At 71.8% G+C, this 12673-nt stretch carries 10 protein-coding genes and 1 pseudogene; 5 read left to right on the top strand and 6 right to left on the bottom strand.

The features are described from left to right. Positions 1-636 precede the first annotated feature (636 nt). Both ABZW30_RS44910 and ABZW30_RS44905 read left to right on the top strand, forming a co-directional pair. Positions 637-2001 (top strand): annotated as a pseudogene (locus tag ABZW30_RS44910) (MBL fold metallo-hydrolase); the annotation flags it as partial. Positions 2002-2159: 158 nt separating this feature from the next. Further along, positions 2160-3101, top strand: a complete 942-nt coding sequence (locus ABZW30_RS44905) for a TIGR01777 family oxidoreductase (protein ID WP_355677114.1) — start codon at positions 2160-2162, stop codon at positions 3099-3101. A 101-nt stretch (positions 3102-3202) separates the two neighbouring features. Here ABZW30_RS44905 and ABZW30_RS44900 read toward each other — a convergent pair whose 3' ends face one another. Together ABZW30_RS44900 and ABZW30_RS44895 are read right to left on the bottom strand one after the other, a co-directional pair. After that, positions 3203-3637: an SRPBCC family protein gene (locus ABZW30_RS44900; RefSeq protein WP_355677113.1), complete on the bottom strand. Its 435-nt coding sequence runs from the start codon at positions 3635-3637 to the stop codon at positions 3203-3205. A gap of 149 nt (positions 3638-3786) precedes the next feature. After that, positions 3787-4893, bottom strand: coding sequence for a Rieske 2Fe-2S domain-containing protein (locus tag ABZW30_RS44895; protein WP_355677112.1), 1107 nt, complete (start codon positions 4891-4893; stop codon positions 3787-3789). A gap of 228 nt (positions 4894-5121) precedes the next feature. Between ABZW30_RS44895 and ABZW30_RS44890 the strand changes: the two genes are divergently transcribed. Continuing rightward, positions 5122-6759: an alpha/beta hydrolase gene (locus ABZW30_RS44890; RefSeq protein WP_355677111.1), complete on the top strand. Its 1638-nt coding sequence runs from the start codon at positions 5122-5124 to the stop codon at positions 6757-6759. Between the two features lie 307 nt (positions 6760-7066). Here ABZW30_RS44890 and ABZW30_RS44885 read toward each other — a convergent pair whose 3' ends face one another. Continuing rightward, positions 7067-7351 (bottom strand): hypothetical protein, encoded by a 285-nt coding sequence (locus ABZW30_RS44885; protein ID WP_355677110.1) that lies wholly within the window; start codon positions 7349-7351, stop codon positions 7067-7069. A gap of 437 nt (positions 7352-7788) precedes the next feature. Here ABZW30_RS44885 and ABZW30_RS44880 point away from each other — a divergent pair, with 437 nt between their 5' ends. Beyond that, complete coding sequence (locus tag ABZW30_RS44880) at positions 7789-8148, top strand: hypothetical protein (RefSeq protein WP_355677109.1); 360 nt, start codon at positions 7789-7791, stop codon at positions 8146-8148. Positions 8149-8521: 373 nt separating this feature from the next. Here the strand turns inward: ABZW30_RS44880 and ABZW30_RS44875 are convergent, their stop codons facing one another. The 3 genes from ABZW30_RS44875 to ABZW30_RS44865 all read right to left on the bottom strand — a co-directional run bounded on the left by ABZW30_RS44875 (position 8522) and on the right by ABZW30_RS44865 (position 11447). After that, complete coding sequence (locus tag ABZW30_RS44875) at positions 8522-9865, bottom strand: M64 family metallopeptidase (RefSeq protein WP_355677108.1); 1344 nt, start codon at positions 9863-9865, stop codon at positions 8522-8524. A 63-nt stretch (positions 9866-9928) separates the two neighbouring features. Further along, complete coding sequence (locus tag ABZW30_RS44870; RefSeq protein ID WP_355677107.1) at positions 9929-10657, bottom strand: hypothetical protein; 729 nt, start codon at positions 10655-10657, stop codon at positions 9929-9931. Between the two features lie 46 nt (positions 10658-10703). Continuing rightward, positions 10704-11447 (bottom strand): hypothetical protein, encoded by a 744-nt coding sequence (locus tag ABZW30_RS44865; RefSeq protein WP_355677106.1) that lies wholly within the window; start codon positions 11445-11447, stop codon positions 10704-10706. Between the two features lie 232 nt (positions 11448-11679). Between ABZW30_RS44865 and ABZW30_RS44860 the strand changes: the two genes are divergently transcribed. Then, the coding region (locus ABZW30_RS44860; protein ID WP_355677105.1) for an SAM-dependent methyltransferase at positions 11680-12673 on the top strand (994 nt) is incomplete at its 3' end.

Genomic DNA, 12673 nt, shown 5'->3' with positions numbered 1-12673 from the left:
TCCGTCCATCCGGGCCATCGGTATGGCACGGGAGTCTCGGCGAGGCGGCATGAGGATTTGATGAGGACCACGCGCGCCCCGGTGAGCGCTCAGCCGGACCGGATGGGCACCGGATCGCTGCTGGCGGTGCAGGCCTTCGCGCGGTGAGGTAAGGGCGATCCTGTGCGGGCTCGTGACCAGTGCACGGCACGTTATCCTTGGCCGCCGTGCGCGTACTGGTAACAGAGGACAACGATGACCTGCGGTTCGCGGTAGCCGCAGCGCTGCGCGGCAACGGTCTGGCCCCGATAGTCTGACTGACCATCAGATTTGGTCAGCAATCGGTCAGCATGAGTACGTGCGGACGCTGTCTCACACGCTCAAACATGGGACTCATGCGCTCCCGGCCTCGCTGCTCCAGAGGAGCGCCAGTCGGATCTCCTGCGGGCCAGTTGGGTTGGCCTCAGCCGACCACGCCACCCCTCCGGAGAGCTCCCGGCGCGACATTGCAGGGGCCATTTCGGCAGGTCAGAGCATGACATCGCGCCTGCCTGGGTGGTGCTTGCGCGTCAGCACAGCCGGCCGCCGGACCTTCCAGGCTTCTCCCGACACCCCGAGGTCTGTAGGATGCGCTCACCGGATCGGCCGACATAGTCCGCCCAGTTCTACCTCGACTGCCTCTCCCAGGCCTCGTATCTCATCGCCTACGAGCGCACCGGCCGCGCCGTTGTCGTCGACCCGCGCCGCGACGTGGACGAGTACGTCGCCGACGCCGAGGCCCACGGTTTCACCGTGGAGGCCGTCATCAACACCCACTTCCACGCCGACTTCCTGGCCGGCCACCTCGAACTGGCCACGCGCACCGAAGCCTGGATCGGGTACAGGCGCAGGGCGGAGACCGAGTACCCGATCCGCAAGCTCGCCGACGGCGAGCGGATCGAACTGGGCGACGTCACGCTGCAGATCGTGGAGACCCTCGGCCACATGCCCGAGTCGATCAGCATCCTGGTCCTTGAGCGGCCCGACGACGCCGTCCCCTACGGCGTGCTCACCGGCGACGCCCTGTTCATCGGCGACGTCGGCCGCCCCGACCTGCTCGCCTCCGCGGGTGTCACCGCCGCCGAACTCGGTGCCATGCTCTACGACAGCGTCCACCGCAAGCTGATGAGCCTGCCCGACGAGACGCTGGTCATCCCCGCCCACGGCGCCGGCTCGGCCTGCGGCAAGAACCTCTCCACCGACCGCCAGTCCACCATCGGCCGCGAGCGCGCCACCAACTACGCGTGCGCCCCGATGGACGAGCAGATCTTCGTCGACCTGGTCACCGACGGCCAGCCCACCGCCCCCGGCTACTTCGGCTACGACGCCGACCTCAACCGCCGCGAGCGCGAACTCTTCGACCCGGCCGCCGTCCAGGCCCTCACCGCCGACGACTTCCTGAGTCGCCGTGCCGGCGGTGCGATCGTCCTGGACGGGCGCGACCCGGTGGAGTTCGCCGCCGGGCACCTCGCCGAGTCGCTCAACATCCCCGCCGACGGCCGCTTCGCCGAGCAGTCCGGCACGGTCGTCGGCCCCGACCGCGAGATCCTGGTCGTCGCCCCGGACGGGCGCGGCGGGGAACTCGTCACCCGGCTCGCCCGGATCGGCTTCGACCGGGTCGCCGGCCACCTCGCCGACCCCGAGCACCTGTTCCGCACCCACCCCGAGCTGATGCGCCAGGGCGCGCGGCTCACCGTTCACGCTCTGCGCGCGAAACTCGCCGACCAGCAGCCGCCGTTGGTCGTCGACGTGCGTACCGCCGGCGAACGCGAGGTCGGCGCCGTCCCCGGCTCCATCCACCTCCCGCTCGCCGAACTCCCCGCCCGCCACGGCGAACTGCCCACCGACCGCCCCCTCGTCCTGCACTGCGCGGGCGGCAGTCGCTCCTCCATCGCCGCCAGCCTGCTCCGCCGCGAGGGTCGTTCGAACATCTACGACCTCATCGGCGGTTGCACCGCCTGGGCCGCCGCCCCGACGGAGTGAGCTCCACCCGCGGTGCGCCCGGGCCCGCCCGGCGCACCGCTCGGACCTGTCGGCGGGAAGCCCCGACCCCTCCCCGTGATGACCGCCTCCGCAAAAATTGAACGCGTTCAACTATCTGCGCTAGGCTCGAAGCCGGAGATGAGGATGAGGGGGAATTCATGAAGATCGTCATTCCCGGCGGCTCCGGCGCGCTCGGGATCCTGCTCGACCGCAGCCTGACGGCCGCCGGACACCAGGTCGTCGTGCTCAGCCGCCGGCCCGCCGGGCCACGCCGGATCGGGTGGGACGGCCGGAGCCTCGGGGCCTGGGCGGCGGAGGTCGACGGCAGCGACGTGGTGCTCAACCTGGCCGGGCGCAGCGTCAACTGCCGCTACACGGCGGAGAACCGGAAGGCCATGATGGACTCCCGGGTGCACTCCACCCGGGCCGTCGGCCAGGCGATCGCCGCCGCCCGCAGACCGCCCGCCGTCTGGCTGCAGATGAGTACCGCCACCGTCTACGCCCACCGGCACGACGCCCCCAACGACGAGCTCAGCGGCCTGATCGGCGGTGATGAGCCCGACGCCCCGGCCTCCTGGCGGTACAGCATCGACATCGCCCGGGCGTGGGAGGACGCCCAGGCGGAGGCCGACACCCCGGACACCCGCCGCCTCGCGCTGCGCACCGCCGTGGTCCTCGGGCCCGAGCGCGGCGGCGCCTTCGACTCGCTGTCCTGGCTGGCACGGCTCGGCGCCGGCGGCCCGATCGCAGGCGGAGCGCAGTACGTGTCCTGGATCCACGACCGGGACTTCGTCCGCGCCGTCGAGTTCCTGATCGCCCGGGAGGAGCTCACCGGCCCGGTCAACCTCGCCGCCCCGAACCCGCTGCCCCAGAGCGAGTTCATGCGCGACCTGCGGACGGCCTGGGGCATGCCGCTGGCCCTGCCCGCCGCGCGCTGGATGACCGAGCTCGGTGCCTTCGCGCTCCGCTCCGAGACCGAGCTGCTGCTGAAGAGCCGCCGTGTGGTGCCGGCCCGGCTGCTGGACGCGGGCTTCACCTTCGAGCACCCGGACTGGCCGCGGGCCGCCCGCGACCTGGTGCGCCGGCTGCGCGGGCGGTAGCGCGGGTCGAGGGTCCGTCACGGGGGGGCCACGGCTTCGCGGTAGTGGGTCGCCCGACCGGTGCCACTACGTCCGCCGGCAGTACCTGAGTCGGCGCACCCTCAATCCGTAGCCGGGGCGCAGGCCAACAGGTGGTCCAGCACCCGGCCGAAGACGAACCGCGCGGCGGACGCCACCACCGGGTCGAAGAACCGGGGCAGGCCGGTGATCCGCAGCTCCTCGGCCCAGACCGCCTCGCTGCCCGCGCCCATCGCGCGGACCCGCAGTTCGGCGTGGCCCCGGACGACCCGGCCGCGCTTCTCCAAGCGGCACAGTTCGGGTTCGGTCAGCGCCGTGATCTCCATCGGGTCGTCGAAGCGCACCGGCCCGACGCCCGTCCGCGCCAGGATCACGTCCCCGACCGCCCGGCCGGTGCCGCGCACCGCGGCCACCCGGGTGAACGGCACCCGGTCGCCGTGCCGGGGCCAGGCGGTGAGCCGCGCCCAGGTGTCGGGCGCCGGGAGCGGGGAGCGGCGGGTCAGCGTGAAACGGGCCATGCGCCACCCTAACGGGACGCCCGCCGGCTCCCCGGCAGCGGTGCCGGCGCCGTCGGATCGCCCGTGAAGCCGTCGACGACCGGGTGCAGGCCGCCGTCCGCGTCGCAGGTGTTCACCCGGTCGCACGGATCGGCCACGCGTTGGGGGGCCTACGGGTGGGAGCCGACGCCACCCGCGGCCTCCTGGCCGTGCCGGTTCGTCAGGGAGGCGGGCGCCGGCAGGTGCTCCTGGTGGTCCGGCGGGTAGAACTGCCGGGCCCAGTGCCGCATCGCGCCGATCGGCCCGTCGCCGGCGGCGAGCCGCGGCGGGGAGAGGTACTTCTTGGTGGACCAGATCGGGAAGTCGTCAGAGGTGAACTCGATGGTGCGCTTGAACATCGGACCGGCCAGCAGCCTGGCCACCGTACGGCTGACGGCCCGGGCGACCAGCGGCGGCAGTCCGGCCGGCTCCGCCAGGGCGAAGCGGCTCGCCTGGCGCAGCTGCATCCGGGCGGGGGCGACCTGGGTGGCCATCACCAGCGAGCAGATCTGCAGGCCCAGCGAGCGGGTGTGGACGTCCGTGTGCAGCGCGGCCAGGCCGTAGCCGTCGACCCCGACCTCCACCTCGCGCATCCCGACCAGCGGGAACTTCTCCCGCACGCGCATCGAGATGTGGAAGCGCGGCCCGTCGAACTCGACCGGGGCCGCCAACTCGCCCTGCGGCCAGCCGTGCAAGGTGATGAAGTGGCCCAGGTCGAAGGAGTTCTCCATGACGTCCTGGGCGTACCCGGGCATCTCGAAGGAGGTGTGGCGCAAGGGCCGGTCGTCGAGCAGGTGCCAGGCGGGGATCTCCCAGTCCGGCTCCCGGCCGTCGTGGTGGCGCCAGACGAAGACCGCCTCGTTCACCTCGCGCACCGGCAACCGGGACAGCGCGGCCCTGGGCGGCGGGGTGTCGTACCCGGTCCGCACGCACCGGCCGTCGGCGTCGAAGGCGAACCGGTGGAACGGGCAGACCAGTTCGCCGCCCTCGACCGTGGCGAGCCCGAGGTGGGCGCCCAGGTGCGGGCAGTACGGGCGCACGGCGCGCAGCCGGCCGTCCCGCAGCCGGTACAGCACCACGTCCTCGCCGGCCAGTTGACGGGTGATCACCGTGCCGGGCTTGAGCTCGGCGGCGAACGCGAGCGCGGCCCAGCCGTCGGGATAGGGCAGTGCCGGTGGCAGCGCGAGGTCGGCCGCGGTCGGGCGGGAGCTGACGGGGTGGACGTGCGGGTGGGACACGCGGATGAGCCCTCCTGTCGGTCCGTCCGGCGCCGCCCCTCCCAGGCGATTTGCGTCCGAACGGATTGGATTTCAGATGCTAGTCATGGATCAGGACCCCTCGCACGGCCAACCTCCCTAAGGTGGTAAAGGTCTGATGATCGGTCAGATGCACGGAGCAGGTCAAAGCTTGGTAAAGTCCGGTTCGCCCTCTAGATGTGCCATTGCACATGTCACATCATGCTCCCCATGAGAAAAGCCATCGCCCTCCTCGCGGCCGTCGCGGCCGTCGCAGCCCTCGGCGGGACCTCCGCCTCCGCCGCGTCCGGTGCCGGGTCCGACGGCGCCGACCTCGTGGACGCCGGTCAGGGGAAGCTCGTCTGGAACTCCTGCAACGACACCGCCACTCCCACGCTCCAGTGCGCGATGCTCGACGTGCCGGTGGACTACGCCGACCCGCGCGGGCGCAAGATCAAGATCAAGCTGAACCGCCTCCCCGCCACCGCGCCCAAGGACAAGCAGCAGGGTCCGATCCTGCTCAACCCCGGTGGCCCCGGCGACTCCGGCCTCTGGATGCCCGCCTACATCTCCGGGCAGATCCCCGCCGACGTCGCCTCCACCTACGACTGGATCGGCTTCGACCCGCGCGGCACCAACGGCAGTGACCCCCATGTCGTCTGCGACGCCCACTACTTCGACGCCGAGCGCCCCGACTACCAGCTGAGTCAGGGGACTTCGAAGGCCTGGCTGAAGAAGGCGGCCGGCTACGCCGCCGACTGCGCGGCCGACTGGTCCTGGCTGCTGCCGCACATGACCACCGTCGACAACGCCCGCGACATGGACAGCATCCGCCGGGCACTCGATGTGCCGAAGATCAATTTCTACGGCGGCTCCTGGGGCACCTCCCTGGGCTCCACCTACGGCCAGCTCTTCCCCTCGCACGTACGCCGGATGGTGCTGGACAGCATCGTCGGCCCGACCATCAGCTGGTACGACCACAACATCCTGCAGGACAAGGAACACCAGCGCCGCTTCGACGCCTTCGCGGCCTGGACCGCCAAGGCCGACTCCGTCTACCACCTCGGCGCCGACGCCGAGGCCGTGAAGAAGGCCTACTACCAGGTCGAGGAAGCGCTGCGGAAGGACCCGGCGGACGCCGCCCCGGCGCCCGGGAAGATCGGCCCGGCCGAATTCGAGGACACCTTCTACGGCGGCGGCTACAACTTCCTGCGCTGGCCCCGGATGGCCACCGTGCTCTCCGCCTACCTCACCCAGCACGACACCCGGCCGCTGACCATCGCCTACAACAAGTACGCGGCCCCGGGAGCCGACGACGGCACCTTCCCGGCGTACAACGCGGCCCAGTGCACGGAGAACGCCTGGCCGCGCGACTGGGAGTCCTGGAAGAAGGACCAGGCCAAGGTCAACGCCGTCGCACCCTTCTACACCTATAACAACATGTGGTACAACGCCGCCTGCATGTTCTGGCCCTACCAGGGCAACCCGGCCGGCCGACTGAAGATCACCGGCAAGGGTCTGCCCCCGGTCCTGCTCTTCCAGGCCACCGAGGACGCCGCCACGCCGTACGAGGGCGGGCTCGCCATGCACGACGCGCTGCCCGGTTCCAAGCTGGTCGTCCAGAACGGCGGCAGCTTCCACGAGATCCTCTTCCACGGCGACACCTGCCTCGACGACACCTTCACCGCCTACCTGCGCGACGGCAGCCTGCCCCAGGGCAAGGGGCGGATCGCCAAGACCTGCGCGCCCGAGGCCGATCCGACGCCGGTGTACGTCACCCCGCCGCCGGCCACCGCCAAGGCGCTGGCGGCCGCGCCGGAGCGCCTCACCCCCGGTGACCCGGAGGCTGTGCGCGGTGTGCTGCGCTAACGCCGCCTCCGTGGGGTGACGGCGCTCAGCGGCGCAGCCGGCGACACCGGGCTGCGCCGCTCCGCCCGTACGCCGATCGCAGCCTCGACCGGGCCCGCGACCGGCATCGGCGCGACGCCGATGCCGGCTCCGGCCGGGACGACGACTGGCCGGGACGACTGGCCGGGACGGCGATCGGCCGGGGCCGATCGGCTCGGTGCGAGAACGGGTGTCGGTTCATCGGCGCCCCTCCGGGCTTGGTGCCGAACGCGTTCGGAGCCATGGCGCGTGTCCGCTGAGGACAGGCCGGGTCGCCGCTCCGGCGGGGTCAGAGCATGGCCATGAGGAAGGGGAGGGCTGCTACCGGGACGGCGAGGACCGTGCGTGTCGTGCCGCCGGTGTTCCAGCGTGCGAGCAACAGCAGGACGCTGGCGGGGCAGAAGGCCACCATGACCGGCAGGAAGAAGAAGAGCGTGGGGGCGGAGACCAGGGTCTCGAGGCCGAACAGTACGGCGGCGAAGGCCCCGCAGGCTCGGCGGAACGCTTTGTCGCTGCGGGTGCACAGGGGTAGCAGGGTCAGCGCGATGAGGAGACCCCAGATGGCGAGGAGCAATCCGTTGGCGTCCGGGGCGATGATCCTCCAGCACGGAAGCCAGCTGGCCCCGGCGAGTACGACGATCGGCCAGGGTCGGTTCGCTCCGTCCGTTCTGCCCGCTCCGTCCGTGAGTAGGTGTCCAGCCATTCGGTACCCCTCTATTGCTTTGAACGGGTTCAAATTGAACCAGTTCAAAACTATGCGCCGTTGTCGCCCCCGGGCAAGGCTGTGAGTCGCTCGGAAGGCGGCCGCCGCCCCGACAGTGCCGGATGCGCCCGAGTGTGCGCCGGTGCGCCGGGTGGGTGCGTATGCTCAAGTCGGTTGGTGAGATGCAGACTTGGTACTTGGCGGTGGTGTGGTGGAGCATGGACGGGCCCGGTCTGTTGCGGTGCGCTTGCGCCGCGGCCGGGGCCGCACGCGTGCGGCGAGAGGAGGCGGGTCCGGTGTCCGGTCCGGTGGCACGTCCGTTTCTGATCCGGGGGAGGGCGGTCCCGCTGGCCAGATACCTGGCGGAGGAGGGCATCGAGGGCCTGGTGGCCTGCTCGTGCATCGGGAACGAGGTCACCATCGACCTCGCCGACACCCGGATCCTGGTGAGTCTGGTCGACGTCGCCGGGGTGGTGCGGCTCAACTTCCACATGGTCCAGGACGGTCCGGCCAAGCCCCGTTCCTGGTCTCGCCGGCTGCCGAGCGAGACCGAGCCGAAGGAGATCGCCGCTCGGATAGCGCGGGACGTCCGGACACTGGAGCGAGAACTGGCGCCGCTGCGCCGTCGGCCGCCGGACGGGCTGGAGCGCCGCTGGCCGGCGACCTAGCTGATGGTGGGCCACCTACGGGGCCGCCAAGACGGGTTGCGTCTATGAGACCTACGCCCCCGGCGGTATCGACGTCAACGCCACCGCCCGCCTCAACGGTCACCAGTGCCCCTACCTCGGGGACAAGGAGGTCGACTTCCCCGACGAGGTCAACGGTCGGTACGTCACGGGCGCTTGCGAGTACCACCTGACCTACACCGACCACCCGGACACGCAGGTCGGCACCTTCGAGAACCTCGACTGCGAGTCCAACACCGGCTTCGCGCCCTACGCGACCGAGGCCACCGCCCCCCTGACAGGCGACCTGACGGACCCGGGCCCGACGGCACTCCGCCGCCGGGCCCGGGTCCGTCGCAGCTCTGGACCACTGGGGTCACCGGGTGAGGAGCCAGGACAGACTGCCGGTCAGCCCCGCCCGCAGGGCCGGGTCCGCCACGGCCGGGGTGGGGTCGGTGGCGACGGCCGTGAGCAGGTGGGGCCACGAGCGCGGGCCGGTCAGGTGCAGCGTGCCGAGGTCGAGCGCGGTGCGGCCGTTCAGCTGCGGTTGCTCGCGCCCGTCCAGGTACCAGTGCAGCAGGGTGCCGGGCACCGGCAGGTCGACGGTCAGCTGGTCGGCGGCGGTGAGCCAGGTGTCGGTGGAGGTCGGGCTGGTCAGCGGGGTGGCGTGGCGGTAGAAGCCGGCGATCATCGCTTCCCGTCCGGGCAGGTTGAACTCGCGCCCGAGCGATCGCATGATCGAGTTCTCGGTCGGCCGGTACAGTCCCGTCGGGTAGTAGCCGCCGCCCTCGTACGTCTCGACCGTCCCGCCGTCCGGCGAGGCCTGGCCGAGCCAGCGGGACCACTTGGCGTCCTGGTCGCGCATCCGGTCGGCGGTCAGCGTGCTGAGGTTGGCCTCGGGCGGCTCGTCCCCCTGGTAGGTGCCCTGGCCGTCGTAGGCGTACTCGTCGGCCAGCTTGCCCAGGGAGTGCCCGGTCTCGTGCACCGCGATCTGCCCGGACTTGGCGTTGCCGCCCGCCACGGTGGCGATGCCCTCGTAGCCGAGCGGGGACTTCACGTCGTTGTAGCCCGCGCCGCCGTACTTGGCGCTGTTGGCCACCACGATCACCAGGTCCGCCTGCGGGGCCTTCGCGGCGTAGCGCTCGACCGCCTTCTCGTCCACGCAGAGCAGCCGTTCCACGCCGTCGCACCAGAAGTACGCGCCGAGCGCGGTGTGCCGTACGGTCGCCCGGTCCGGATCGCCGGAGACGCCGGACTCCGGCGAGACGGCGGACACCGCCCAGACGTTGAAGAGGCCGCGGTAGGTGGCGTACGGCTCGACGGCGGTGATCTCCCGCCACTTCTCGGCGGCGTCGGTGCGGAACTTCTCCTGCTCCTGGGCCGCGTAGCCGTCGCCGATCACCACCACGTCCAGTTTGGTGGCCGGGTCGCCGTTGCGGACCAGGGCGGTGACGTCGCCGTCGCCCTCGGCGCCGGGCGCGGCCAGGCCGGTGGTCGGGGCGGCGACGTAGGGGGAGGCGGTCGGCGCCGTGGCGCGGGAGATGCCGCCGTCCTCGGCGAAGACCTCCACCTGCTGCCGGGGTTGGTCCGCGCCCGGCGCGCTCCATGCGGGGGCGGTGCCGAGGAGCGTCGCGGCGAGGGCGGTGGTGAGCAGGGCGCCTGCGGCCCTGCTGGCGATCCTGGTCGCGGTCCTGGTCCTGAGGTGCGTCCTGACGTGCACGGATGGCCTCCCGGTGGGCGGTGTGTGGGAGGCTCCTTCCCTTGTCTAGGACCTGACAATCACTCAGTGGTCGCCCGTGAGTGCCTCCGCCAGGACGCGGGCCTGCTCCTCGGTGATGCCGAGCGCGAGCGGAATCTGCCGGGGACTGTAATCCGAGGAGCAGACCGGGATCGGGCTGTCGGCCGTCACGCTCCACCGCGGCTGGTGCTCCAGCCCCGGCTCGTCCACCAGCCGCGCGGCCAACTCCCCGGCGGCGTCGGCCCGGAGGCCGACCGCGACCAGCGCCTCGGCCACCGTCCGCTGCGCCTCCGGGGGAGTGTCGGCGTCGCCCAGTACCGGGAGGAGCAGCAGGAGCCGCCGCGCCGGGTCACCGATCCCCTCGGGGTCGTGCTCGCCGGCGCTCCGCGCGAGCGCGGTCAGCTCGGGCCAGGACAGACCGGGGCCGGAGCCGTGCGGACCGTGCTGCCCGAGGAAGCCCAGCCGCCCCCAGTCCGGGTGGTGGACGAAGAAGTCGATGACGCTCTCGTCCTCGAAGTTCTGGTACGCCACGCAGGCGGTGTGGCCCCGGCCGAACGGCACCCGCACCAACACCCCCGGCGCCTCGGCGTCGCCGAGCCGCTCCACCATGGCGTCGTAGGCCTCCTCCGGGACGCCGTACTCCTGCGGCTCCTCGTCGCCGTGGCCCAGGGTGAGGAGCAGATGGGCGAGCCAGAAGGCGGGCTCGCACACGAGCTCCTCGCCCGCGCGCAGCTCCTGGTCCTCGTACTCGGGGATGTGCACCGCAGCGGTCATGCGGGGGAGCGTAGTGCGCGGCTCCGACAGGACGGCCGGGCGGGGGTCAGAACTCGCGGAAGGTGGTGCGGGTGACGGCGGCCGCGATCAGCCAGAACACCACGGCGAGGGCCAGGGTGACGGTCAGTGGCCACTGGAAGGTGATCAGGAAGGCGGAGCCCATGACGGTCAAGAACGCGACCACGGCGGCGTACCCGATGGCGATGCCCACCATGTATTCGATGTCCGCGACCGCGCCGCTGACCAACATCACCAGCCCGACCGCGATCAGCACGCTGAACTCGACGATCGTCAGGTACGGGGTGTTCGGGGGCTGAGAGCGGTGGCCCTGGTAGCTGAGCTCGAACACCTTGCCCCGCAGGATCTTCAGGTCCACGACGGTGCCGGTGTCGACGTCGTCGTAGAACGCCCTGCCGACGTAGTAGCGGCCGGTGGGCGCCGTCTCGCGGGTCACCGTCAGCGCGTAGTTCGTCGAGTCGGAGCTCGGCTCCTCCTCCTTGTTCGTCACCCGGCCGCTCTCCAGTGTCACGCAGTCGTCACCCGGCTTGGCCGCCGCGGTGCAGACCGGGGTGGCGCGGTACGCCCGGATCTCCTCGAAGGTGTCGGCGAACTGGACGAAACCGAGCACCGTGAGGGCGAGGCCGACGACCACGAGCACGACGTGGGCGGCGGACCGGAGCCACTCGCCGAGGATCGGTGTCGGCTGCGACGCGGCGGGCCGCGGATCGGGCTTCGCTTTCGGCTCCGGGGGTGTGTCCCGCGGGGGTGTCGAGTCCTCAGGCATCGTCACCGCCCAGTGTCCGTAAGGTCCGTCCGTCCATCGTCATCCCCACCGGCTTTACCTTCCCCGTAGTGCCCGTTCGCACCCGGTACGCAGTCGAAGCGGACGTAGACGGGATCATGCCAGGGAAAGGCGGAACGCGCGAGGAACTCCCTTAGGCCGTCGCGGACTTGTACGGAGCCGGCCCGAGGGTGGCCGGGCCTGCCTGCAGCATCGTGGCGCGCGTCGCCCGGCCGCGGTTGTGGATTGCCGACATGGCGCAGACGCCCGGTTCGTCGCTCAGCCCGGTCTCCCGGACCGCCGTGTCCGTCGCCCGGGCGCGCGCGTACGAGAGCAGCCGCCCCGCCCCGCCCCGCTCTTCGTCGACCCGTACGCGGCCGAATTCGTCACGGCGGCCGGGCTGCCCACGGGGGCGCCCGCACGCATCAGCGCACTCGGTAGAGCGCTGTACGCGCACAGCGTGCTGCGGACCCGCTTCTACGACGACCGGCTGCTCGCCGCCAGGGCCTCCCAAGTCGTGCTGCCGGCCGCCGGGTTGGATGCACGGGCCCATCGGCTGGACTGGCCGCCCGGGACCCGACTGTGGGAACGGGACCTGGCGCCCGTGCTGGCGTTCAAGGAGTTGGAGCTCGGGCCCGCCGGCGCGACGGTGAGGTGTGAGCGCACCGTGCTGCCCGGGGACGTTCTGCACCCCGAATGGCCCGGTCGTCTGGTCGCGGCCGGCTTCGACCGGCGGCTGCCGACCGCTTGGCTGACCGAAGGACTCCTGGTCCACCTGACCGCGGAGGAGGCCTCGGGCCTGCTCACGGCCGTCGGCACGCTCTCCGCGCCGGGCAGCCGACTACTGACGGAACGGGGCCGGGACGTCTCCAAGACCCCGCGGGACCCCGCGCTCGCCCACGTCACCGACCTCTGGCGCGGCGGCCCCGGCCCGGTGCCGACGCGTGGCTGCAGACCCACGGCTGGGCGGCCCGCTCGACCTCCCTCGCGGAGGTGGGGGAGACCTACGGCCGCCCGCTGCCGGCCGGGTTCGGTGGGCTGGAGTGGGTCTCGTTGTAGGCGTCCGGTGGGGGTGTGCGGGAGTTCTGGGTGGATGTGTTTGCGAGTGCGCTGTTGGGGCTGTTGCGTTGCCGTGTTTGAGGGGTGTGTGTTTGCGGTGTGGCCTGTTGGGTGTTCTCGCTCGGGGGTGGGGTCGGGTCGTTCCGGGTCGGTGCCGTGTGCGGTCGTCCGTGTCG

This window comes from Kitasatospora sp. NPDC004669 (assembly GCF_040609455.1).
Taxonomy (GTDB): Bacteria; Actinomycetota; Actinomycetes; order Streptomycetales; family Streptomycetaceae; genus Kitasatospora.
This window is presented reverse-complemented; position numbering and strand designations above follow the sequence as displayed.